We start from the raw sequence: 23,627 nt of genomic DNA on the forward strand, positions 1-23,627 counted from the left end.
TTTTGGCTCGGCGTGCACCTCCACACGCCGGGCCGTTTTTCATTCGCCATCCGGCTCGGGCACATCGATTGCTGCCCAGGTGCGCCGTCAGTCCATCAAGCAGCACAGCCTACATGGCTGCGCTCTCACGCGAGGAGGAAATCGACCATGCTCAAGCTGGCCCTGTTCTTTGCCGTGATCGCCGTGATCGCGGCCTTGTTCGGCTTCACAGGCTTGGCGGCCGGCGCCGCCGCCATTGCCAAGATCCTGTTCTTTATCTTCGTGGTGCTGTGCGTGGTATTCCTCGTGATCGCACTCGTGGTCACGAAGAAAATCGTCGATTGACCGGGGCGTGAACGAGTACCGAGGCATCGGCGGTGCCGATGCCCTCTTGCCCCCGTCAGGCCGCACGCTGGTAATACAGGTTCTGCGGGTGACGCGCCTGCGCGAAGAAAAACCAGCGCTCCGCAACGAGTCCCGCGTACTGAATAACGCATGCCGCGACGAACAACGTTGCGGAGGACGTATGCAGCGCCAGAGCAAGCAGCGCCAGCGGCACGACGAACGCGCCCACGAGAAAGCCCCACTTGACCCATTGCATCACGGCGTCGGACTGGCCATGAAAGAACTCGCGCAAATTGAAGGCGCTCGCCGTAAAGCCGCGCGAAATCTGCCTGATTTTCCCGGCCTTGATGCCCGTGGCGCTTTGCAACGTAGAACGCGGATGCAAACGTTGATTGCGCGCGAGCGCGGCAACGCGAGCCACGCAGGCGACCACAATCAGCGCGCCTGCCGAGAACCCGAGGCCCGGCACGACGCCGGGCGCAAGCCACGCGGCACTAGCGGTTGCGATCGTGAAGCCGGAGGCACAGCCGAGCAGCACGAAATTCACCAGGGTAAGCGGCGTGGCCCACTCCTGCAGAAAGCGCAGGCACGCATAGATCATGGCCGTGCAGACAAAAAGGCTGACGCTCGCAAGCGCGGCAATCGCGCCGATGGTGAACGACCACGGTGCATGCATCCAATGCGCCAGACCATAGAGGAACGTCGTTGCGAGAAACACGGGCAGCGCGAGACACTCACGCGAAAGCCACGAAGTGCGCCACATGGCGATCGCGCGCCACGCGCGCTCCGGGTGCCCAAGATGGAAGACCGAAGCGAAGAGCCCTAGCGCGCCGAGCGCAACCGCGAGCCCCGCACCGCAGATATAGAACTGCTGCGGCACTCCCTGCAACGCCGTCCACTCGGGATGCATCCGCGCAAGCCACTCGACGCCAAAGAGCGCGATCAACAGACCTTGCCCCGCACCTGAAAGCGTGGTCAGGAAAACAACCGAAAATGCGGGTCTCATTCAAATCTCCTTCGTCGCGACCGGCCGCGCACGCGTGAATAGCGACTTCACTCGCGTTGCAAAGGCGGCCAGATTCAGCTTGCCCGAATCCAGTTGAGCGTCGAGTCGCTTATCGCGCGACATGGCCGGTGTGCCGCGCCGGATCGCCAGGCTCGCGAGGTTGATCGGCTCGCCGGCTTCGAGCATGTTCACCGGCGACGCCGCCGATGCGCCACCGCCGCACCCGCACGAACCGCTGCCACAACTGCTTTCGGTCTTCACACGCGGCAGATAATGGTTCGAGGGCTTCGTCCCCCACTCGGGCATCAACTGATAGCCGCCGCGCGCCTGAATCGCCTTGGACGCATCCGACTCGGGGTCGTGAATGTCGCCGAAAATACGCGCCGATGTCGGGCACGCGAGCACGCAAGCGGGCTTGCGGTCGCGCTCGGGCAGCGCCTCGTTATAGATGCGGTCCGCGCACAGCGTGCACTTGGTCATCTCCTTGCGCTCTTCGTCCAGTTCGCGCGCGCCATACGGGCAGGCCCAGGAGCAATACTTGCAGCCAATACACTTGTCGTAGTCGACGAGCACGAGCCCGTCTTCCTTGCGCTTGAAGCTCGCGCCCGTGGGGCAAACCGGCACGCACGGCGGGTCCTCGCAGTGCAGGCACGATTTCGGGAAGTGAATGGTGTCCGAATTCGGAAACTCCCCGGCTTCATAGGTCTGCACGCGGTTGAAGAAGGTGCCGGACGGGTCCGCGCCGTAGGGGCGCACGTCCGCAAGACTCCCCGCCTGCCCCGAGGTATTCCATTCCTTGCAGCTCGTCACGCACGCGTGGCACCCCACACAGACGTTCAGGTCGATCACCAACGCCATTTGCGTCATTTCGGATTCCTCCTTACTTGCCTGTCACAACATTGCGCAAACGCGCGGCAAACTTGCCACCGCCCGCGAAATACGCCTGAATCCGGCCAACCGTGCTGGTCGAACCCGGCAGCGGTTGCATCGGCGCGAATTGCGGCAGTGTGTGGTCGGCATCTGCCTCCGCCGGATAGACACGCACACGCACGTCGTACCACGCGGCCTGCCCAGTGATCGGGTCCGAGTTCGAAACGCGCCGGCCGTCGCCGAAAGGCAGTTCTTCGGTAATCAGGTGATTGAGCAGGAAACCGCGCTGCGACTCATTGGCGTCCGGGCCAAGATTCCATGCGCCGGCGGCCTTGCCAATGGCGTTCCACGTCCACACCGTGCCCGGCTCGACCGCCTCGCTGTAGCGCGCCATGCAGCGCACCTTGCCCCACTGCGATTCGACGTAGATCCACCCACCGTCCTCGATGCCGTTTTCCTGCGCCATACGCGGATTCACGTACAGGTAGTTCTCGCCGTGAATCTGCCGCAGCCATGCATTTTGCGAATCCCACGAGTGATACATCGCCATGGGGCGCTGCGTGACCGCCGCGAGCGGGTAGCGTTCGAGATCGGTTGTCGCGAGTTCCAGCGGCGCATACCAGAAAGGCAGCGGATCGAAATAGCGCTCAACGCGCGCGCGCAAGTGCTCGGGCGGTTGGCGCGCATCCGTCTTGCCCTGCGCGGCGAGGCGAAACTTCTGCATGACATCCGAATAGAGTTGGATCAGGATGGGTTCTGCGAACTTCCGGAATCCCTTCTCCACGGCGAATTGCAGGTAAGGCCCATTGACGCCGCGCATGTACTGAAGTTCTTCCGGCAGCGTGTAATGGAACACGCAGTTGTGCTTCGCGTATTCCTCCCACTGGCGAGGATTGGGTTCGCCCACGAGCGCCTTGTCGCCGTCCTTCCCGCGCCAGCCAATCAAAAAGCCCACGCCGGAATCAGGCGCGGTCTGGAAGTTGACGATGAAGTCCGGATAGTCCTTGTACTTGCGCTTGCCTTCGGCCGTCGTGAATGCGGGCAGCTTCAGGCGGCTGCCCAACTCGACGAGCACTTCCTGGAACGGGCGGCACTCGCCGGTGCGCTCGAGCACCGGCACGCGCACGGAATCCACCGGCCCGTCGAACTCCGAAATCGGCCGGTCGAGCATCGACATCGCATCGTGCCGCTCGAGGTAGGTCGTGTCGGGCAGGATCAGATCGGCGAACGCCGTCATTTCCGACTGGAACGCGTCGCACACTACGAGGAACGGAATCTTGTACTCGCCGTCCGGCCCGCGGTCGGTCAGCATCTTGCGGACCTCGCTCGTGTTCATCGACGAGTTCCACGCCATGTTGGCCATGAAGATCAATAAGGTGTCGATGGGGTACGGGTCGCCTCGCCACGCGTTCGTGATGACGTTGTGCATCAGGCCGTGCACCGCGAGCGGATATTCCCACGAGAAGGCTTTGTCGATACGCACCGGCTCGCCCGCTTCGTCGATAAAGAGGTCGCCCGGCGCCGCGGGCCAGCCGAGCGGCCCGGCCGGCAGCGGCGTATTCGGCTTGACATCGTTCGGACTGCTTGGCGGCTTGGCCGATGGCGGCACCGCGCGCGGATACGGCGACTTGTGACGAAAGCCGCCGGGCCGGTCGATCGTGCCGAGCAGCGACATCAGCACGGCGAGCGCGCGGATCGACTGAAAGCCGTTCGAATGCGCGGCCAGCCCCCGCATGGCGTGAAAAGCGATGGGGTTGCCCGTCACGCTTTCGTGCTTCACGCCCCAGGCGTCCGTCCACTCAATCGGCAGCGTGATCTTGTGGTCGCGCGCCGTTTGCGCCATCTCGCTCGCGAGGCGGCGGATCGTGTCGGCCGAGATGCCTGTGATTTCCTGCGCCCATTCGGGCGTCGTCTCCTTGAAGCGCTCGCGCAGCAGCGCAAATGAAGGCGCCACCGGCGTGCCGTCGTCGAGCACATAGCGGCCGTCGAGCGCGGGTTGCGCGCCGGGCGTGTGATGCTGCACCGCACGGCCGGTGTTCTCGTCCCACCACAGATGGTTTTGCGGGAACAGCGGATTGCCCTCTGGGAGGTTCGCGTCCTTCACGAACAGGCCGAACGTGTGGCTCTGCGTGCGCATGTCCAGCAGTTCGCCCGCGTTGGTGAAGCGCTTGACGAATTCGTGATCGTACGCATCGGCCTCGATCAGTTCGTGGATCAGCGCCATGAACAGCGCGCCGTCCGTACCGGGACGAATGGGCACCCATTCGTCGGCAATGGCCGCGTAGCCGGTGCGGATCGGGTTGATCGCAATGAAGCGGCCGCCCGCACGCTTGAACTTCGAAATGGCGATCTTGAGCGGATTGGAGTGGTGATCCTCCGCCGTGCCGATCATGATGAAAAGTTTCGCGCGGTCGAGGTCCGGGCCGCCGAATTCCCAAAACGATCCGCCCATGGTGTAGATCATGCCCGCGGCCATGTTCGCGGAGCAAAAGCCGCCGTGGGCGGCATAGTTCGGGGTGCCGAACTGCCTGGCGAAAAGGCCGGTGAGCGCCTGCATCTGGTCGCGGCCGGTGAACAGCGCGAACTTTTTGGGGTCGGTTGCCCGCAGATGGGCGAGGCGCTTCTCGATCGTTTCGAGCGCCACGTCCCACGAAACGGGCTCGAACTGCGCTTCGCCTCGCCCGGCACCCTGCTTGCGCATGAGCGGCTGCGTGAGGCGGGCCGGCGAATACTGCTTCATGATGCCCGACGACCCTTTCGCGCAGATCACCCCCTGGTTCAAGGGATGTTCGGGGTTGCCATCGATATAACGGACTTCCCCTTCGCGCAGATGCACGCGAATGCCACAGCGGCACGCGCACATGTAGCAGGTCGTGGTCTTGATTTCCAGCTTTTCGTCTTGAGTTCGGGCGCCGTGGTCCACTAGAGGCCTCCAATAACGACTGACGGGTGTCCGGGAACCGCCACGGCACGCCATCTATGCGCTAGAAATGGTAGGCCTGTGTGATTGACTACTCAACTTTGCATTCCGGATACCAGCCATCACGAAATCCGATAGTTTCGATAAGCTTACCCTGCTGCGGGAAACCCTGATTTCCAGAAAGCCAGGCGGCGCGGTATGGTCCAGCGCTTCGCCACCCAACCTCCATACGTTTGCGAATCATGGATATTCCAGCGTCCCGCGTTCGCAACCAGTTCCCCGGCCGAATCGTCGGCATCATCAGAGGAGCGGAGCATTCGGAGGTCGATGTCGCCACGGCGGCGGGCATCTTCACCTCCGTCATCGAAACCCGGACTCTGGACCAGCTCGGCCTGAAAGCCGGCGCGATGGTCGTTGCCATCGTCAAATCGTCTGACGTCAGCCTTTCAGTGCCTTGACGCGTCATTTCGACCGGCTGCCTGTCAGCGTCGGCTCTCTGCTATTTGGTTGAATTATCAACCATCATTTGAAACCTAACGCGCCCCATGAACTGAAGGCATCAAGAACCTAAACGAAGTTTCATTTTAAGGGCCATTTTCGACACGTTTGCGTCATTGCCCGCGCCTAAATTTCCGGTTCCGCCACACACGAAGATTTCTCCTTCTCTACGGAACCGAAATGAAAAAAGCGTTGTTGAACATCCTCGCGCTCGCGGCGGCCGCCGCCTGCACGAACGCTCACGCACAAAGCAGCGTTACGCTGTACGGCACGGTCGATGCGGGCCTCGATTACGTCAGCAATCAGAAGTCCTCCACGGGTCATGGCACGACCTGGGGCATGCAGTCCGGCAACGTGAGCACGAGCCGCTGGGGCCTGCGCGGCACGGAAGACCTGGGCGGCGGGCTCAAGGCGATCTTCGACCTCGAGAACGGCTTCTCGGTCGTCAACGGCAAGGGCTCCAACGGCGGCTATATGTTCGGCCGGCAAGCGTGGGTGGGACTAGGCAGCGACCAGTACGGCACGCTCACACTCGGGCGCCAGTACGACGCGCTCGTGGACATGATCGCGCCCATGTCGGCCACGGGCTCCGGCTTCGGCGGCAACCTCGCGATGCACCCGTTCGACAACGACAACCTCAACAACGACGTGCGCATGAACAACGCCGTCAAGTTCCGCAGCGCAACCTACGCGGGCTTCCAGGTGGAAGGCGCCTACGCGTTCAGCAACCAGGGCGGCGGCTTCTCGAACAATAACGCCTACACGATGGGCGCTTCGTGGAACGGCGGCCCGATCAACCTGGCCGTGGCCTACTTCCAGGGCAACGAGCCCGGCTCGACCACCAACGGCGCGCTGAGCGCCGGCAGCGGCACCGACAACGATCCGATGTTCGTGGCCGCGCGCACCCGCACGCTTGGCGCGGGCGGCAGCTATACGATCGGGCCGGCCAAGGTGGGCCTCGTGTTCACGCGCACGATGGTTGCCGAACCCACGCAGATCGCCCAGGGCGGCTCGCTCAACGCGTTCGACGCCGACTACCTGACGTTCAATAACTTCGAACTGAACGGCCGTTACGCGCTCACGCCGCAACTGAGCCTGGGCGGGTCCTATACCTATACGGACGGTTCGGTCAGTCGCGCAGAGGGCAACGCGTCGCCGCACTGGAACCAGTTCATGCTCCAGGCCGACTATGCGCTGAGCCGCCGTACCGATGTGTATCTGGAGGGCGTGTATCAGCGCGTTTCCGGAGCGCAAGGCATTCCGGTGCTCGGCAATGCGTCGATCTATAACCTCGCGGCTTCGTCGAGCAATACACAAGCCGTCGTCGCGGCGGGGATGCGCCTGAAGTTCTAAGCTCATGCTTAACGGCTAACCGAGAAGTCGCAGCGGGCCGCGCGGGAAAAGCGCGGCCCGCTGTGCTGCGTAGAATAAGGGCGGTGTCATCGCCAGGTCATGCAAGCGCGCCATCGTTGCGCAGACACTCACCCTGCGATGCTTGCGCCCGCGCGCGTCAGTCATGCAAGTCCGTTAGCGCAGGCTTCGCCTTCTGCTCCCAAGGCGAGACGACATGACGAAAAAAGACATCCCCGAGAATGCATCCACCGAAAGCGGCGCCAGTGTCTCGCGCCGCGGCTTCCTGAAGCTTGCCGGCGCTTCCGGCTTTGCGAGCGCCGCCAGCGCGTTTGCGGGCAGCGCGAAGGCCGACGCCGCCACACCCGACGGCACGCCCGAGCAGATCCACCTCACCTGGGGCGAAGACCCGACGCGCGAAGTCGTCGTTTCGTGGGCATCGCTCGCCTCTTCCACGAATCCGCGCGTGATCTACAGCGCCGATCGCGGCAAGCGCGAGACCGTGCACGCGATTCAGCGCACCTATACCGACGGGCTCACGGGCAATGTCGTGTTCACGTATCACGCGCGGCTGCGCGGCCTCGAGCCGGCCACGACCTACCGCTACGAAGTCACCGCCGACAACGACAGCCACGCGAGCAGCCCGTTCAGTTCGAGCTTCGCCACCGCGCCGCGTGCCCGCGCGCCGTTTCGCTTCACGAGCTACGGCGACCTCGCCACGCCGAACACCGGCTGGGTGCTTTCGTCGCCGCAAAGCCGCTTCGCCGTGGAAGCCGTGGAGCGCTTCCAGCCGCTTTTTCATCTGCTCAATGGCGACCTCTGCTACGCGAACCTGAATCCCGCGCACCAGACCGATGTGTGGCGCGACTTCGGCAACAACAACCAGACGTCGGCGGCGAACCGTCCGTGGATGCCGTGCCCCGGCAATCACGAGATCGAGTTCTACAACGGTGCACAGGGCCTGAATTCGTATCTCACGCGTTATACGCTGCCCGATAACGGCACGCATTTTCCGGGCCGCTGGTACAGCTTTCGCGTGAGCAACGTGCTGTTCGTCTCGCTCGACGCCGACGACGTGGTCTACCAGGACGCCGCCGCCTTCGTGGCCGGCCCCTCGCCGCTCGTGCCCGCCGCGAGCACGGGCAACGCGCCCATCCAGCCCGGCTCGTCGTTCTACGTGCGCGGTTACAGCAACGGCGTGCAAACGCGCTGGCTCGAAGAGACCTTGAAGCAAGCGAAGCACGACGACGATATCGACTGGATCGTGGTGCAGATGCACCAAGACGCGCTCAGCTCGTCGAAAACCGGCAATGGCTCGGACAAGGGCATACGCGAAGCGTGGCTGCCCCTCTTCGACCGCTATGGCGTGGATCTCGTGGTGTGCGGCCACGATCACGACTACGAGCGCAGCTACCCGGTGCGCGGCTGCAATCATCACGCGGGCGTCGACGCGAAGACCGGTGTGAGCGTCGACACGCTGCAGCCGCGTCCCGTCACGCATGCCCAGGGCGCGGGCAACACCTTCGACACGAGCCACGGCACGATCCACCTGATCCTCGGCGGCGGCGGCACGAGCGCGCCGCTCGACGTGTATGGCGTGGATGCCGGCAACGGCAATCCGCAGGCACAGGTGTTCACGAAGCCCAACCACCCGGTGCCGGGCGCGACCGCGGGGACCTTCGCGCGCCCGACTGCCGATGCGCTCGAAGACGCGATCTGGTCGGCGCAGCGCGATACGGGCACGGGTTATGGCATTGCGGTGTTCGACGTCGATCCCGGCACGCACGGCGGCAAGACGACGATCACGATGAACTACTATCACGCGCCGGGCGCCGATCATACGCCGACCGGGAATTATGAGTTGTTCGAAACGATTACGCTGGCGAAGTCACGTTAAGCCAGCAATGCGGGGCGCTTGCGCCCCGCGTCGAATGCACTATGCGAGTGCGGCTTCTTCCACTTCGCGCACTTCGACAGCACTGCCCGCCAGCCGCCGGTAGCGCGACAGCGCCCACAGCGGGAAATACGCCGTGTACCCGTGATACTTGAGGTAGTAGATACGCGGGAACCCCGGCGCATTATGCGAGCGATGCCACCAGAACCCGTCCTCCTGCTGCACGGATAGCAAATACGCCACGCCGCGCCGCACCGATTCGGATTCCCAGTCGCCGAACGCCATTTGCGCGAGCAGTGCCCATGCCGTGAAATTCGACGTGCTTTCGCCGCCATTGGTGCCGGCGAGGCGCGGGTCGATATAGCTGTCGTTGGTCTCGCCCCAGCCGCCGTCGGCGTGCTGGCGCGCGCGCAGCCACGCGAGCGCGCGTGCGATGTACGGCTGAGTCGGGTCCTCGCCTGCGAGCGCGAGGCCCGCCAGCACGCTCCAGGTGCCGTAAATGTAGTTGGTGCCCCAGCGGCCCCACCAGCTGCCGTCGGCGTGCTGCGTGGCCTTCACGTACTCGATGGCGCGCGCGAGCGCCGCCTTGTCTTCGGTGCGGCCCGTCACGCCGAAGCACAGCAGTACGCGGCCCGATACGTCTTCGGTTGGCGGGTCGAGCAACGCGCCGTGGTCCGCGAACGGAATCGCATTCAGATAGAGGCGGTCGCAATCGGCGTCGAAAGCGGCGAAGCCGCCGTTGCGCGATTGCAGGCCGCGCATCCAGTCGAGCGCTCGCGTCACGCGCGCCGCGTAGGGGTCCACACCCGTTTTGCGGGCCTCCGTGCGGCCACGACGATGGAGCATGGCGACGACCACGGCCGTGTCGTCGATGTCGGGATAGTACGGGTTCTCATACTGGAAGGCCCAACCGCCAACCGGCGTGTCCGGCTGCGCGTTCTCGATCCAGTCGCCGCGCACGTCGTCCACCTGGCGCGCTGCGAGCCACTCGTACGCGCGCGCAATGCGCTGCTCGAGTTCGTGCCCGGTGATCGTTGCCGACGCCGGATCGGCGGGCACGACCGTACGCGCCTGCTCGAGCGCCATCGTGCTCCACGCCGTGTCCCAGACCGGCGAAAGGCACGGCTGGCAATACACGCTGCCGTCCGGGCGCTCGACGAGCAGCTTTTCCAGCGCATTCTCGCAATCGCGGCGCAGCGGATGATCTTCAGGATACCCAAGCACCTGCATCATCTGGTAGCTGTAGACGATCGGCGGAAAGATGCCGCCCATGCCGTCCTCGCCGTTCATGCGCTCGGCGCACCAGGCCTCGGCGTGCTTCATGGCGCGCTGGCGCAGCGCGCGCGGCAGCAGCGGCTCGATATGGCGCAGCGCCCGATCAGCCGCGAGAAAGAACCGGCGGATGCCCTTACCGCGCGCAAAGTATTCGCGCTCCTCTTCGGGCGGCGTGACGAACAGTTCGGCAATCGATACATCATGAGGATTGGCCGCGCGCGCCTTCAGCGAACAGAGCGCGAGCAGCGGCACCATGGTCGTGCGCGCCCAATAGGCGACCTTGTACATCGAAATGGGCACCCACTTCGGGAACAGCACGAATTCGATCGGCATGAACGGCGTGGCGCGCCACGGCACCTGACCGAAGGTGGCGAGGAGAATGCGCGTAAACACATTCGACTTCGCCGCGCCACCGAGCTTCAAAATGGCTTCCCGCGCGCGCACCATGTGCGGCGCACTCGCCGGGTCCCCCGCCGCCTTCAACGCGAAATACGCCTTCACGCTGCACGAGACATCGGGCGCACCATCCACGTAGAGGTCCCATGCGCCGTGCGTTTGCAGACGCTGAATGTCGCGCAGATAGCGCGCCATCTTCTCCTGACGCACCACGTCGATCTTGCCCATGAAATGCATCATGAGGATGTATTCGGCGGTGATCGTGGCGTCCGATTCGAGTTCGAAGCACCAGCTTCCATCGGCATCCTGCTGTCGCACGAGCGCTTCGCGGCCGCGAATGATCGAGGCGTCGAGCGCCGCCATGGCGGCTGCGGAAGCGGTAAAAGGCGGGGGGATTTTTTTCATCGGCGGATCATACCATCCGTACGGAATGTTTAGCCGCGAAGCCTGCAATGGTATGATCGCCGCCATGAAAGACTCCTCCGTCAAGGCGCCCGCGCGCGCGACAAGGCACAGCGCGAAGGCGGCTGACGCAGCGGCTCCATCAGCCCCCGCGGCCTCGAAGCCCCCTTCCCCACGCGAGGAAGCCGCTCCAGCCGCCGGCACGCGCCGCAAGAAAGCCCCGGCCCAGGTGCGCGCGCAATTGCTGCAGGCGGCTTCCGATATCGCCACCGACCAGGGCGTACCTGCCGTCACGCTCGACGCGGTAGCCGAACGCGCGGGCGTGACCAAGGGCGCGTTGCAATATCACTTCGCCAACAAGCAGGGCTTGCTCGATGCGCTCTTCGAGCAGACGCTGGAGCGATTCGAGCAGCAGATGCATGCGCGCATCGAAGAAGGCGAGGCAAAGGGCGCGCCAAAACACGGCGCCGCCGCGCGCGCCTACTTGCACACGACCATCGACGAAACAAGCCCCGCCGCCAGCACCAACGTGCTGCGCGTGCTGGTGGCCGCGATGATGACCGACCCCGCGATTCGCGAGCGCTACGCCGCGCCCATGCGCAAGTGGACGCGCCCCGACCCGCTGCCGCTCGAAGCCGCCGCACGCCTGATGATCTGCCGGCTCGCCGCGGACGGCCTGTGGATCTCCGACCTGCTCGGCTACCAGAACATGCCGCCGCGCCTGCGCGCCGAAGTGGTGCGCCAGCTGGAGCAACTGGCGCTCTTGAAAGACTAAAGAAAGCATGCGTCAGGGATCACCCTGAGCGCCGCGCATTCACACGCGGCGCACTATGCCGAAATCGTCACCGCGCAAGGGCCGTTCGAGCAAGACGGCCAAAATGGCGCGACCTACGATTGTCGGCATGAAAACCCTGACCGTTATCGACTCCCACACGGGCGGCGAGCCTACGCGCCTCGTGATCGCAGGCGGCCCCGAGTTGGGCCACGGCCCGCTCGCCGAACGCCTCGCCGCTTTCCGTCGCGACTTCGACCGCGTGCGCGCGGGCGTCGTCAACGAGCCGCGCGGCTCGGACGTGATGGTCGGCGCGTTGCTGTGCGAGCCGCATGATCCGTCCTGCTCCGCCGGCGTGATCTTCTTCAACAACGTCGGCTTTCTCGGCATGTGCGGGCACGGCACCATCGGCCTCATCGCGTCGCTCGCGCATCTCGGGCGCATCGCGCCCGGCGTGCATCGCATCGAAACGCCGGTGGGCAACGTCGAGGCCGAACTGCACGCCGACGGCAGCGTCACCGTGCACAACGTGCCCGCGTATCGCTACCGCCAGGCCGTGCCGCTCGACGTGCCGGGCTACGGCCGAGTGCATGGCGACATCGCCTGGGGCGGCAACTGGTTCTTCCTCGTCGCCGATCACAACCTCACGCTCGAGGCGGGCAACGTCGAAGCGCTCACCGAAGCCACGTGGGCCATGCGCCAGGCGCTCGAAGCGAACGGCATCACCGGCGCGGACGGCGCGTTGATCGACCATATCGAACTCTTCGCGCACTCCGACGTTGCGGGCATCGACAGCCGCAATTTCGTGCTATGTCCCGGCAAGGCCTACGACCGTTCGCCGTGCGGCACCGGCACGAGCGCGAAGGTCGCCTGCCTCGCCGCAGACGGCACGCTCGCGCCCGGCGCGCAGTGGCGCCAGGAAAGCATTATCGGCAGCGTGTTCGAGGCGAGCTATGAAACCGCGTCTGAACTCCCCGCCGGCCATGTGCGCCCGAGCATTCGCGGCAGCGCGCATATTAGCGCGGAGTCCAAACTGATTTTCGCCGACGACGATCCGTTCGCGTGGGGCATTCCCGCGTGATGCAAGGTTCGAGCGGTCAACACGATGTTGTCGTCGATGTTGTCGTAATCGGCGCGGGCATCGTGGGCGCGGCGTGCGCGCATGAACTCGCGGCGCAGGGCCTGAATGTGCTCGTGATCGAGCGCGCGGGCGTGGGCGGCGGCGTGACAGCAGCCGGCATGGGCCACCTAGTCGTGATGGACGACACGCCTGCTGAATTCGCCCTGAGCGCGTGGTCGCTGGCGCTGTGGCACGCGCTCGCGCCGCAGCTCGACGAGCGCCATGCGTTCTTGCGCTGCGGCACGCTTTGGGTCGCAGCCGACGACGAGGAACTGGCGCTCGCGCAAGCGCGCCAGCAGGCGCTGCACCAGCAAGGCGTGGCGTGCTCGATGCTCGACGCGCAACAGTTGCGCGAAGCCGAACCGGGCCTGCGCCATGGCCTGGTAGGCGGCATGATCGTCGATAACGACGCCGTGGTCTACGCGCCTGCCGTAGCAACATGGTTGCTCGAACAACCGGTTAGCGGGCGCATTACTTGCCGCACGCAAACGCAAGTCACGCGTATCGACCGCGCGGGCGTGCATCTCGCCGATGGCGAGGTCATCGGCGCGGGCGCGGTGCTGGTCGCGAACGGACTGCAAGCGCTCGATTTACTGCCGCGCCTGCCGCTGCAGGCCAAGAAGGGCCACCTGCTCATTACCGACCGCTACCCCCGCACGATTCGCCATCAGATTCTCGAACTCGGCTATATCAAGAGCGCGCACAACGCGAGCGGAACCTCTGTTGCGTTCAACGTGCAGCCGCGGCCGACCGGGCAATTGCTGATCGGCTCGTCGCGCCAGTTCGACAGCACGGACCCCGCCGTCGAGCCTGCGATTCTCGCGCGCATGCTGCGCCGCGCAGCCGAATATCTGCCGCAATTGCCCACGCTCAACGCGATTCGTGCATGGACGGGCTTTCGCCCGGCATCGAGCGACGGCATGCCGCTGATCGGCCCCGCTGCCCCGTTCGCCGATGACGACAGCCATCCGTCCACGTGGCTCGCCACCGGACACGAGGGCCTTGGCGTCACCACAGCGCTCGGCACCGCGAAGCTGATTGCCGCGCAAATGCTTGGACGCCCCGCCGAGATCGACGCGACGCCGTATCTCCCCGCGCGCTTCGCTGCCCAGGGGGCCGTGCATGTCTGAAACCAGTACGACGTTGACGATCGACGGCCGCAAAGTGAGCGTCGCGGCGGGCAGTTCGGTGGCCGCAGCCATCGCAATTGCCGCAAAGGTGGAAAACGCCGCGACCGTCACGCGGCGTTCGGTGACCGGCGCGCTGCGCGGGCCGTTGTGCGGCATGGGTATCTGCCAGGAATGCCGCGTCACCATCGACGGCGTGCCGCATCGACTGGCATGCCAGACGGTTTGTGTCGCGGACATGAACGTCCTCACCGGGAATGCAGCGCCATGAAGTTCGATATCCTGATCATTGGCGCCGGACCGGCCGGGTTGAACGCCGCGCGTGTCGCCGCAGAGGCGGGCAAACGCGTAGGCATCGTCGATGACAATGCGCTGCCTGGCGGCCAGATCTGGCGTCAGGGTCCCGGCCATCGCGCCACGGGCCCCGCGCGCGCCGTGCTCGATACCCTCGCCTCGCGCGCGAACGTCACGCTGCTAAGCGGAACCCGCATCGTGCAAGCGCTGCCGGGGCGGCAACTGCTCGCGGAAAGCCCCGACCGGGCGCTCACGCTCGCTTACGACAAGCTCATCGTCGCCTCGGGCGCGCGCGAACGCTTCTTGCCCTATCCCGGCTGGACCTTGCCGGGCGTCACCGGCGCGGGCGGATTGCAGGCGCTCATCAAGGGTGGCATGCCCGTGCGCGGGGAGCGGATCGTCATCGCAGGCAGCGGGCCGCTGCTCTGGGCCGCCGCCGTGACCGCGCGCCAGCATGGCGCGACGATCGCCGCCATCGTCGAACAGGCGCCGCCGCAAGCGGTGCGCCGCTTCGCGGCGGGCCTCGTCCATACGCCCGCGAAACTCGCTCAGGCGCTTCGCATGCGCTTCGATCTGCGCGCCACGCCGTACTGGTGCGATGCCTACGTGAGCGAGGCAATCGGCACTACGCGCGTGACGCAGGTGCGCGTGCGTCGCGGCAACAACGAAATACTGGTCGATTGCGACCGGCTCGCGTGCGCCTATGGCCTCGTGCCCAATACGGGCGTTGGCGCAGCGCTCGGTTGCAAGTTGGACACCCACGCCAACGCTCCCGCCATCGCCGCGAACGAATGGCAACAGACCTGCGCCGAAGCCATTTACGCGGCTGGCGAATGCACGGGCGTGGGCGGCATGGAACTCGCGGCGGTGGAAGGCCGCATCGCCGCATACGCCGCGCTCGGGGACAACACGAACGCCCGGCAGCTGTTCGCCGAGCGTGAACGCTACCGCCGTTTCGCCGAGCGCCTGCACGCGGCGTTCGAACTCGCTCCCGCGTTGCGCGCGCTCCCGCAGCCCGACACCGTGTTTTGCCGGTGCGAGGACGTCGCGTATCGCGACGTTGCCCGCCATGCGTCGTGGCGCGACGCCAAGCTGCAGACGCGCTGCGGCATGGGCCCCTGCCAGGGCAAGATTTGCGGCGAAGCGGCGGCGTTCTGCTTCGGCTGGCCGCAAAACGGCCAGCGCCCGCCGTTCTCGCCGGCGCGCATTGACACGTTGCTGCACGCGGAAACGACGCCTTAGCGCGGAAAAAGCACCGCACACGTTTTTTGTTGCAGATGCGCGGCCGCGCGCAAATCGGCACAATGGAGTTTTCTGCCGATCCCGCCCCAAGCGCCACGCGATGCCCGAACTGGTCCTGCCCGCCGCCCTCGAAAACGCCACGTTTGCGCAGATGGTCGCGCATTTCACCATGCTCGAGCCGTTGTTCGACGCCATGCCCGACGTGGTGTTCTTCGTGAAGGACGACGAGGCGCGCTACGTGATCGCGAACACCACGCTCGCCGCGCGCTGCGGCTTCAAGGACAAACGCGCGCTGCTCGGCAAGACGGCCGAGCAGGTTTTCCCGTCCCGCTTCGGCCACAGCTACACCGCGCAGGACCAGGCCGTCGTGCGACTGGACAGCAGTCTCATCGACCAGCTCGAACTGCACCTGTATCCGGGCCGGCAACCGGGCTGGTGCCTCACCTCGAAAGTCCCGCTGCACGACGCGCGCGGCCGCGTGCTGGGCGTGGCGGGCATTTCGCGCGACCTGCAGGCCGCCGAAGGCACGCATCCCGCTTACCAGCGGCTCGCGGTCGCCGCGAAGTACATCCAGGACAACTATGCGCAGCCGCTCAAGCTTGCGCACCTGGCGAAGCTCATCAACATGTCGGTCGCGCAGATCGAGCGCTACTTCCACAAGATCTTCCACCTCACGCCGCGCCAGATGCTGCTGAAAACGCGCCTGGACGCGGCTTCGGTCTTGCTCGCGAGCGACCTGAGCATCACCGACATCGCCACGCAATGCGGCTATAACGATCACAGCGCGTTCACGCGGCAATTCAAGGCCACCGTGGGCGTCACGCCAAGCCAGTATCGCGCGTTGCTGCAAGCGCCCGCCAGCGCGCAGACGCCCGGCGCCTAAGCCTCGCGTGTGCAGGCCAGGGTTCTCCCCAGGCCACGCCCGACTATGCAGATTTCGTCTTTTTGAAGCACGAAAGGCCCCAAGCGCCAAACGATTTGGACAGCGATACTGCACTCACATTCAACACGTACCGCGGCGCAAGCCGCTACGCATTCAAGGAGTGAGTCACAGTGAGCGCTATCCAGTGGAGCGGGGTGTTTCCCGCCGTCAGCACGCAGTTCAAGGCGGACTTCTCGGTCGATATCGACGCCACGCACCGGGTGGTGAGCAATCTCGTCAAGGACGGCGTGTCGGGCCTCGTGGTGTGCGGCACCGTCGGCGAGAACACCTCGCTCGCGACGCATGAAAAAATCGCCGTGATCGAAGCCGCGCGCGACGCCGCCGGCGGCAAGGTGCCGGTGATCGCGGGCATTGCCGAATTCACCACCGAGTTCGCGCGTCAAACCGTGAAGGAAGCGGCACGCGTGGGCGTGGACGGCGTGATGGTCATGCCGGCGCTCGTGTATTCCGCCAAGCCGCACGAAACGGCCGCGCATTTCCGCGCCGTGGCCTCCAGCACCGACGTGCCGGTGATGGTCTACAACAATCCGCCGATCTACAAGAACGACGTCACGCCCGACATCCTGATCGCTATTCAGGATTGCGAAAATATCGTCTGCTTCAAGGATTCGTCGGGCGATACGCGCCGCTTCATCGATCTGCGCAATGCCGTGGGCGACCGCTTCGTGCTGTTCGCGGGCCTCGACGACGTGGTGGTCGAAAGCGTGGCCGTGGGCGCGCAAGGCTGGGTTTCGGGCATGTCGAACGTGTTCCCGAAGGAAGGCGAAACGCTTTTCCGTCTTGCGAAGCAAAAGCGCTTTGACGAAGCGCTCGCGCTGTATCGCTGGTTCATGCCGCTGCTGCACCTCGACGCACGCCCCGACCTCGTGCAGTGCATCAAGCTGTGCGAGGAGCTGGTGGGCCGCGGCAGCGCGATCACGCGGCCGCCGCGCCTGCCGCTCGAAGGCGAGGCGCTCGCGCACGTGAAGGCCGTGGTCGAGAAGGCGCTCGCGACGCGCCCCGCCCTGCCGGACGTCGGTCTATAAGACTGACGTAAGCACGCCTCTCTCCAGCGCTTTTTCCAGATCACCGAAACCGGGCCACGTTGGCCCGGTTTGTCTTTTTTCACGGGATGCCATGTCCAGCACCGTCACGAACGACGCCCCCGAACCGGTCGTCCTCACGCTCGACGAAGTCTTCACGCTCTCGCGCAACGTGCTGCTGCGGCACGGCATGTCCGAGGCGCATGCCGATGCAATCGCGCGCGTCATCACGCAAGGCCAGCGCGACGAATGCCACTCGCATGGCATTTATCGTCTGCTCGTTTGCGCGCGTTCGCTCAAGAGCGGCAAGGTCGACGCGCGCGCCGAGCCCACGCTGCGCGATATTGCGCCCGGCGTGCTGGCCGTGGACGCGCACTATGGCTTCTCGCTGCTCGCATTCGAAACCGGCCTGCCCGCGCTCGCGCAGAAAGCGCGCAGCCAGGGCATCGCGGCGATGACCATCAACCACTGCTTTCACTTCTCGGCGCTGTGGCCCGAGGTCGAAGCCATCGCGGCACAAGGACTCGTGGGCATCGCGATGAACCCGAGCCATAGCTGGGTTGCACCGGCGGGCGGCACGCGCGGCGTGTTCGGCACGAATCCGCTCGCGTTTGCGTGGCCGCGCGAAGGCGGCCTGCCGTTCGTGTTCGACTTCGCCACGAGCGCCATTGCGCGCGGCGACATCGAACTGCACGCGCGCGAGGGCAAGCCCATTCCGCCGCACTGGGCGCTCGACTCCGACGGCCAGCCCACCACCGACGCGCGCGCCGCGCTGGACGGCGCGATGCAAACGTTCGGCGGCCACAAGGGCTCGGCGCTCGCGGCCATGATCGAGCTGCTTGCGGGCGCGCTGATCGGCGACCTCACGAGCATGGAGTCGCAGGCCTTCGACGGCGGCGCGGGTGCGAGCCCTTGCCACGGCGAGCTCGTCATCGCGATCGACCCGCGGCGTTTTGGCGGTGACGGCTATGCAGCCGGCCAGGCGCGTGCAGAGCGGCTCTTCGCCGCCATCACCGCGCAGGGCGCGCGCTTGCCGTCGCAGCGCCGGTTCGAGGCGCGCGGGCGCAGCGAACGCGACGGCGTGAAGGTGCCGCGCGCGCTCTACGACGATGTGCTGAAGCTCCTCGACTGATTGCCGGGCGCTCCCCTCGCGTGACGCTTAAGCACCGGTTAAGCCGGGATGAGCGACAATGTAAGGCTGGAATAAGGGGAGCGAGCGATGCGCCTGTTGCTGGTGGAAGACGATGAAATGATTGCCGAAACGGTGCTCGACTCGATGCGCCGCGAGGGTCATGCCGTCGACTGGGCGCGCGACGGGCGGGAAGCCGAGCTTTCGCTCGACAACGACGTCTATGACCTCGTGCTGCTCGACCTCGGGCTGCCGAAGAAAGACGGCATCGAGGTCCTCAACGGCTATCGCCGCAAGGGCGGCGAAGCGGCCGTGCTGATCCTGACCGCGCGCGACTCGGTCACGGACCGCATCGCCGGGCTCGACGCCGGCGCCGACGACTACCTGATCAAGCCCTTCGATCTCGACGAACTGGCCGCCCGCACGCGCGCCATGCTACGCCGCCGCACGGGCCAGAAGCAGCCGGTCTACACGCACAGCGGCCTCTCGCTCGACCCCGCTGCGCACGAAGTGACGAAAGACGGCGAGAGCGTCGCGCTCGTGCCGCGCGAATTCGCGCTGCTGCGCGTGCTTATCGAACAGCCCGCGCGCGTATTCACGAAGGCCGAGCTCGAAGAGCGCATGTACGGCTGGGGCGAGGAAGTCGGCAGCAACGCGATCGAGGTGCATGTGCACAGCTTGCGCCGCAAGATCGGCACCGACCAGATCGTGACCGTGCGCGGCGTGGGCTATCGGCTCAAGAGACCGGAATGAATTCCATCCGCCGCCGCCTGCTGGGCTGGCTCATCTGCGGCTTCGCGGCCGCTTCCTTGGTGGCGGGCTACGGCATTTTTCACACCGCGCGCGACGAAGCGGGCGAGTTGTTCGATTACGAGCTGCATGCCGTGGCGCTTTCCATGCCCGCGAACGTCGCAACGGCGCGCGAGGTCGAGCAGTCCAGCCCCGGCTTCGACGAGATCGCCGACGACCGCATTCTCATCCAGATCTGGGACCGCGAAGGCAAGCTGATTTACCGCTCGCAGGAAACGCCTGTCCTGCCGCGCCAGTCCACGGGCTTTCGTACGATCGAAGACGACGAAGTGCATTGGCGCGTGTACGGCATCGAGCAGCCGGAACGCTTCGTTCAGGTCGCACAGCCCATTTCCGTGCGCGATTCGCTGGCGCTGCACCTCGCGCTGCATACGTTGTGGCCGCTCGCGCTGCTCGTGCCGGTGGCGATCGTGCTCGTGCTGTTCGTGGTGACGCGCGGGCTCGCGCCAGTGCGCGCGCTGTCGGCGCTGCTCGCTGCGCGCTCGGCTCATGCGCTGGAGCCGTTGCGCCTCGACGGTTCGGTGCCCGTCGAGCTGCGCCCGCTCGTCGTCGCGCTCAACGATCTGCTGGACCGCTTGAATGCGGCCTCGCAGGCGCAGCGCACCTTCATCGCCGACGCTGCGCACGAGTTGCGCTCGCCGCTCGCCGCGCTCAAGCTGCAATGGCAGGCGGCGCTGCACGACGGCACGCTCAACGGCGAGCCGCGCACGCTCGAGCGCATGCAAACACGCCTGAACCGGACGATACGCCTCGTGCAGCAACTGCTCACGCTCGCGCGCGAAGATGCGCAGGCGAGCGCGCCCGCCACGATCGTGAGCCTGCGGCGGCTGGGCGAGCAGGCCATCGGCGACTTCTCGCTGCTCGCGGAGGAAAAAGGCATCGACCTCGGCCTCGAATCGCGGCCGCCCGTGACACCCGAGTCCATCTGCAACGTGAGCGCCGACGCGCACGGACTGAACACGCTGCTGAACAACCTGCTCGACAACGCGATCCGCTACACGCCAGCCGGCGGCAAGATCGATCTCCTGCTCACGCGCTCGCAGGACACGCTCGGCTTCGAAGTCATCGATAACGGGCCCGGAATTCCCGAAGGCGATCTCGAACGCGTGCTCGACCGCTTCTTTCGCGGCGATCATGCCCAGGGCACCGGCAGCGGGCTTGGCCTGTCGATCGTGGCGCGCATCGCGCAGCGTCAGGGCCTGACGTTCACGCTGCGCAACAACCCGGGTGGTCGCGGGCTCACGGCGGCGGTGAGCGGGCTGCCCGCAAACGACGAGCCCGTGACCGGCACGAATGCGCCCGCCAGCCGAGCCGCCCGGGCGACGAGCGATTCGGCCTGAGGCCGCACGCACGCACGCTCACTGCGGCTCACTGCGCAGGCGCGCCCTGCACCAGTTCCAGCACGCGATACGCAAACCGCACGCGCGATTCGGTGGGGTGATTGCGGTTGGCAAGAATGACGATGGCCGTCTTGCGCGCGGGCTCGAACGCGAGATAGCCGCCGAATCCGTTGGTCGCGCCCGTCTTGTCGAGCAACACATCGGCCTGCGGCGGCAGCGGCGGGATCAACGCCGTGGCCGGATTGTCCTCCAGCACCATGAAGTTAGCGTTGCCCTGCACGAGATCATTCAGGCTCACCGGCTGCGCGTACTGCTCCCATACGAGGTCCTGAACGTACGGGCCCGTGCGGAAATAGCCCACATGCGTGGCCTCCAGCGCGCGCTGCAACTCCGGCTCCACTTCGACCTCGCCCATGTTCGCTTCGAGAAAGCGCAGCATGTCGCGCGTATTCGATTTCACGCCATAGGCTTCGTCGGCGAGCACGCCGGGGTTCAGGCGCACAGGCATATCCTTGCTGTTGTAGCCCTGCGCATAGGCGGCACGCTCCCCGTCGGGCACACGAATGAACGTATGTGCCAGCCCTAGCTTCGGAAAGAGTGTTTTCTCCACGGCGTCTGCGTAGCTCATGCCGAGCTGCTGCGCCGTGATGCGCGCGAACATGCCGATGCTCGGGTTCGCATAGGTGCGCTGCGTGCCCGCCGGATAGCGCGGGCGCCATGCCTTGAGCCACGCCTTCAGCTGCGCGTCGTTTGTGACTTCTTCGGGCACCTGCAGCGGGAAGCCGCCACCGGTGTGCGTGCCGAGATTGATCAGCGTAAGCGCGCCAAACGGCGTGCCGCGCATGCCGGGCAAATACGTGCTCACCGGCGCATCGAGCGCGAGCTTGCCGTTCACCTGCGCCCAACCGGCAAGCGTTGCGGCGAAGGTCTTGCTGATCGACCCGAGTTCGAAGAGCGTTTCGTTCGTGACGGGCGCGCCGGTTTCCTTCGACGCGACGCCGAAGTTGTAGAAGCGCGCCGCGCCGTTCACGGCGACCCCGATCGCGAGACCGGGAATACCGTTCTCGCGCATGAACGCGAGCGCGGCTTCGCGTATTCGAGCGTCGCTGCCGGTCGCGGTTTCGGCTTCTGCGCCAATGGCGGGAAGGTTCAGCGCGACGGCGACGAGCACTGCGCCGGCACAGACCCTTGCGAGTGAACGAAGCAAGATCGTCTCCTTGCACGGTGTGCAAAAGCCGTGATCTTACCCGGTCTGCGCGCACGGGCCGCCAAAGAAGCGACCCGTGCTTCCAGACTTACTCGGCGTACTCCGGGCTGCGCTGCAGTTCGCGCACCGCGCTGGCAGTCTGCGCTTCGTGCCTGCGTGGCGCATGAACCGGCGCAGCGACATGAGCGCGCGCGCCGCCGCGCACGAAGCGCCGCCCTTCCCGGCCATACACGGCGTCCGGCTCGGGGAAGATCGTGAGCAGTACGACGTAGATCATGCCGCCCACTGCCAGCGAAACCGGGACGCTCAGATCGAGCCCACCCGCCAGCGAGCCGAGCGGACCGATGAATTGCCCCGGCAGATTCACGAACGAAAGACCGAGGAACGCCGCCGGCAACCAGGCGCCCATCGCGCGCAGATTCCAGCCGTGCGTGAACCAGTAGTGCCCGCCGCGGCCGCCGCGATTGAAGACCTGAAGGTCGTCTGCGAGATAGTGCCCGCGGCGCGTGAGGAAGCCGATCACCATGATCGCCATCCACGGGCAGCTGAACGTGCAGATCAGCGTGGAGAACGTCGAGACGCTTTCCACGAGATTGAACGCGAAGCGGCCGACGAAGATGAAGCCGATAGCGAGCGTGCCGATCAGCATGGTCGCACGCACGCGGTTCAGCAGCTTCGGGAACATGCTCGACATGTCGAGGCCGGTGCCGTACAGCGCGGTCGTGCCCGTCGACATGCCGCCGATGATCGCAATAAGACAGGTAGGCAACAGGAACCAGCGCGGCGACACAGCCAGCAGCCCGCCCACGTAGTCGTTCGAGGCAATATAGCTCGGCGCCTTCGTCGCGATGAGCGTGGCCGTGACGAGGCCGAAGAAGAACGGCACGAAGGTGGCGATCTGCGCGGCGAATACAGCGCCCATGATGCGGCGGCGCGGCGTGTGCTGCGGAATGTAGCGCGCCCAGTCGCCGAGCGTCGAGGCGAACGACACCGGATTGCTCAGTGCAACGAGCACCGCGCTCACGAACGCCACCCAGAAGCCCGCGCCGCCCTCGTGCAGCGTGCCGGCGTAGCCCGGATCGAACGCGCCCGCGAACGCGAAGGCGCCCACCACGAACATGAGGCTCGCGGCCCACACGGCGATCTTGTTCACCCACAGCATGAAGCGAAAGCCGTAGATGCACACCACCACCACGAGCACGGCGAACACCATGTAGGCCGAGCCCAGCGTCCAGGTGTTGACCGGCACACCGACCATGTTATGCGCGCCGCCGACCAGTGCATCGCCCGAACTCCATACGGCGAGCGCGAAGAACGCGATCGACGTAAGCAGCGCGAGGAACGAGCCCACGATCCGCCCGTGTATGCCGAAGTGCGCCCCCGACGAAACCGGATCGCTCGTGCCATTACGCGGGCCAAACAGGCTCATGGGCGCGAGAATACAGGTGCCGGCGAGCACGCCAAGCAAGATGGACCACACGCCTGCCTTGAACGAGAGTCCGACCAGCACCGGGAAACTGCCCAGCACCGAGGTGGAGAAGGTATTGCAGCCGCCGAACAGCAGCCTGAAAAGATCGATGGGCCGCGCGTAGCGCGATGCATCGGGAATACGCTCGAAACCGAATGTTTCGATCTGGGTAATGCTGTTGTCGCTCATTGTCTCACTCCTTGCCACGCCGATCCGGT

At 65.6% G+C, this 23,627-nt stretch carries 20 protein-coding genes; 14 read left to right on the forward strand and 6 right to left on the reverse strand.

What is annotated here, in order from left to right:
* The first annotated feature begins 147 nt into the window (after window positions 1-147).
* Complete coding sequence (locus U5A58_RS17770) at window positions 148-324, forward strand: DUF1328 family protein (protein ID WP_321933658.1); 177 nt, start codon at window positions 148-150, stop codon at window positions 322-324.
* Window positions 325-379: 55 nt separating this feature from the next.
* Here U5A58_RS17770 and U5A58_RS17775 read toward each other — a convergent pair whose 3' ends face one another.
* The 3 genes from U5A58_RS17775 to U5A58_RS17785 are packed head-to-tail and all read right to left on the reverse strand — an operon-like array spanning window position 380 to window position 5,063.
* Window positions 380-1,330, reverse strand: coding sequence for a dimethyl sulfoxide reductase anchor subunit family protein (locus U5A58_RS17775; protein ID WP_321962425.1), 951 nt, complete (start codon window positions 1,328-1,330; stop codon window positions 380-382).
* Window positions 1,331-2,197: a 4Fe-4S dicluster domain-containing protein gene (locus U5A58_RS17780; protein ID WP_321962426.1), complete on the reverse strand. Its 867-nt coding sequence runs from the start codon at window positions 2,195-2,197 to the stop codon at window positions 1,331-1,333.
* A 13-nt stretch (window positions 2,198-2,210) separates the two neighbouring features.
* Window positions 2,211-5,063: a molybdopterin oxidoreductase family protein gene (locus tag U5A58_RS17785; RefSeq protein WP_415774249.1), complete on the reverse strand. Its 2,853-nt coding sequence runs from the start codon at window positions 5,061-5,063 to the stop codon at window positions 2,211-2,213.
* A 299-nt stretch (window positions 5,064-5,362) separates the two neighbouring features.
* Between U5A58_RS17785 and U5A58_RS17790 the strand changes: the two genes are divergently transcribed.
* The 3 genes from U5A58_RS17790 (at window position 5,363) to U5A58_RS17800 (ending at window position 8,865) form a co-directional block, all read left to right on the forward strand.
* Window positions 5,363-5,578, forward strand: a complete 216-nt coding sequence (locus tag U5A58_RS17790; protein ID WP_321962428.1) for a TOBE domain-containing protein — start codon at window positions 5,363-5,365, stop codon at window positions 5,576-5,578.
* Window positions 5,579-5,798: 220 nt separating this feature from the next.
* A complete protein-coding gene (locus tag U5A58_RS17795) occupies window positions 5,799-6,971 on the forward strand; it encodes a porin (RefSeq protein ID WP_321962429.1) in 1,173 nt (390 codons plus the stop codon).
* Window positions 6,972-7,185: 214 nt separating this feature from the next.
* Entirely contained in the window at window positions 7,186-8,865 is a 1,680-nt protein-coding gene (locus U5A58_RS17800) for a metallophosphoesterase family protein (protein ID WP_321962430.1), read from the forward strand.
* 39 nt (window positions 8,866-8,904) lie between these two features.
* Here U5A58_RS17800 and shc read toward each other — a convergent pair whose 3' ends face one another.
* Window positions 8,905-10,938, reverse strand: coding sequence for a squalene--hopene cyclase (gene shc / locus U5A58_RS17805; RefSeq protein ID WP_321962431.1), 2,034 nt, complete (start codon window positions 10,936-10,938; stop codon window positions 8,905-8,907).
* A gap of 64 nt (window positions 10,939-11,002) precedes the next feature.
* On the opposite strand from shc, the gene U5A58_RS17810 reads away from it, so the two are divergent.
* From U5A58_RS17810 to U5A58_RS17855, 10 genes are all read left to right on the forward strand, one after another.
* The gene (locus U5A58_RS17810; protein WP_321962432.1) at window positions 11,003-11,710 is read left to right on the forward strand and encodes a TetR/AcrR family transcriptional regulator; all 708 of its coding nucleotides are present in this window, start codon (window positions 11,003-11,005) and stop codon (window positions 11,708-11,710) included.
* A 118-nt stretch (window positions 11,711-11,828) separates the two neighbouring features.
* Window positions 11,829-12,788, forward strand: coding sequence for a 4-hydroxyproline epimerase (locus tag U5A58_RS17815; RefSeq protein ID WP_321962549.1), 960 nt, complete (start codon window positions 11,829-11,831; stop codon window positions 12,786-12,788).
* Window positions 12,788-13,957 carry an FAD-dependent oxidoreductase gene (locus U5A58_RS17820; RefSeq protein ID WP_321962550.1) on the forward strand — a complete coding sequence of 390 codons (1,170 nt, stop codon included), beginning with the start codon at window positions 12,788-12,790 and terminating at the stop codon, window positions 13,955-13,957. Before U5A58_RS17815 ends, U5A58_RS17820 begins: the two co-directional genes overlap by 1 nt.
* Window positions 13,950-14,225, forward strand: a complete 276-nt coding sequence (locus U5A58_RS17825; protein ID WP_321962433.1) for a 2Fe-2S iron-sulfur cluster-binding protein — start codon at window positions 13,950-13,952, stop codon at window positions 14,223-14,225. The genes U5A58_RS17820 and U5A58_RS17825 overlap by 8 nt, the downstream gene beginning before the upstream one ends.
* Window positions 14,222-15,490: an FAD-dependent oxidoreductase gene (locus tag U5A58_RS17830; RefSeq protein ID WP_321962434.1), complete on the forward strand. Its 1,269-nt coding sequence runs from the start codon at window positions 14,222-14,224 to the stop codon at window positions 15,488-15,490. Before U5A58_RS17825 ends, U5A58_RS17830 begins: the two co-directional genes overlap by 4 nt.
* Window positions 15,491-15,590: 100 nt before the next feature.
* Window positions 15,591-16,373: an AraC family transcriptional regulator gene (locus tag U5A58_RS17835; protein WP_321909521.1), complete on the forward strand. Its 783-nt coding sequence runs from the start codon at window positions 15,591-15,593 to the stop codon at window positions 16,371-16,373.
* A gap of 170 nt (window positions 16,374-16,543) precedes the next feature.
* Window positions 16,544-17,458: a dihydrodipicolinate synthase family protein gene (locus U5A58_RS17840; RefSeq protein ID WP_321962435.1), complete on the forward strand. Its 915-nt coding sequence runs from the start codon at window positions 16,544-16,546 to the stop codon at window positions 17,456-17,458.
* A gap of 91 nt (window positions 17,459-17,549) precedes the next feature.
* A complete protein-coding gene (locus tag U5A58_RS17845; protein WP_321962436.1) occupies window positions 17,550-18,587 on the forward strand; it encodes an Ldh family oxidoreductase in 1,038 nt (345 codons plus the stop codon).
* Window positions 18,588-18,674: 87 nt separating this feature from the next.
* A complete protein-coding gene (locus U5A58_RS17850) occupies window positions 18,675-19,337 on the forward strand; it encodes a response regulator (protein ID WP_201696283.1) in 663 nt (220 codons plus the stop codon).
* Window positions 19,334-20,734 (forward strand): ATP-binding protein, encoded by a 1,401-nt coding sequence (locus U5A58_RS17855; RefSeq protein ID WP_321962437.1) that lies wholly within the window; start codon window positions 19,334-19,336, stop codon window positions 20,732-20,734. Before U5A58_RS17850 ends, U5A58_RS17855 begins: the two co-directional genes overlap by 4 nt.
* 28 nt (window positions 20,735-20,762) lie before the next feature.
* On the opposite strand, the gene ampC is transcribed toward U5A58_RS17855, so the two are convergent.
* Window positions 20,763-21,941, reverse strand: coding sequence for a class C beta-lactamase (gene ampC / locus U5A58_RS17860; RefSeq protein ID WP_321962438.1), 1,179 nt, complete (start codon window positions 21,939-21,941; stop codon window positions 20,763-20,765).
* 88 nt (window positions 21,942-22,029) lie between these two features.
* Window positions 22,030-23,598, reverse strand: a complete 1,569-nt coding sequence (locus tag U5A58_RS17865; RefSeq protein ID WP_321962439.1) for a purine-cytosine permease family protein — start codon at window positions 23,596-23,598, stop codon at window positions 22,030-22,032.
* Between the last annotated feature and the right edge of the window lie 29 nt (window positions 23,599-23,627).

Source organism: Paraburkholderia sp. J7 (assembly GCF_905220155.1).
GTDB lineage: Bacteria > Pseudomonadota > Gammaproteobacteria > Burkholderiales > Burkholderiaceae > Paraburkholderia.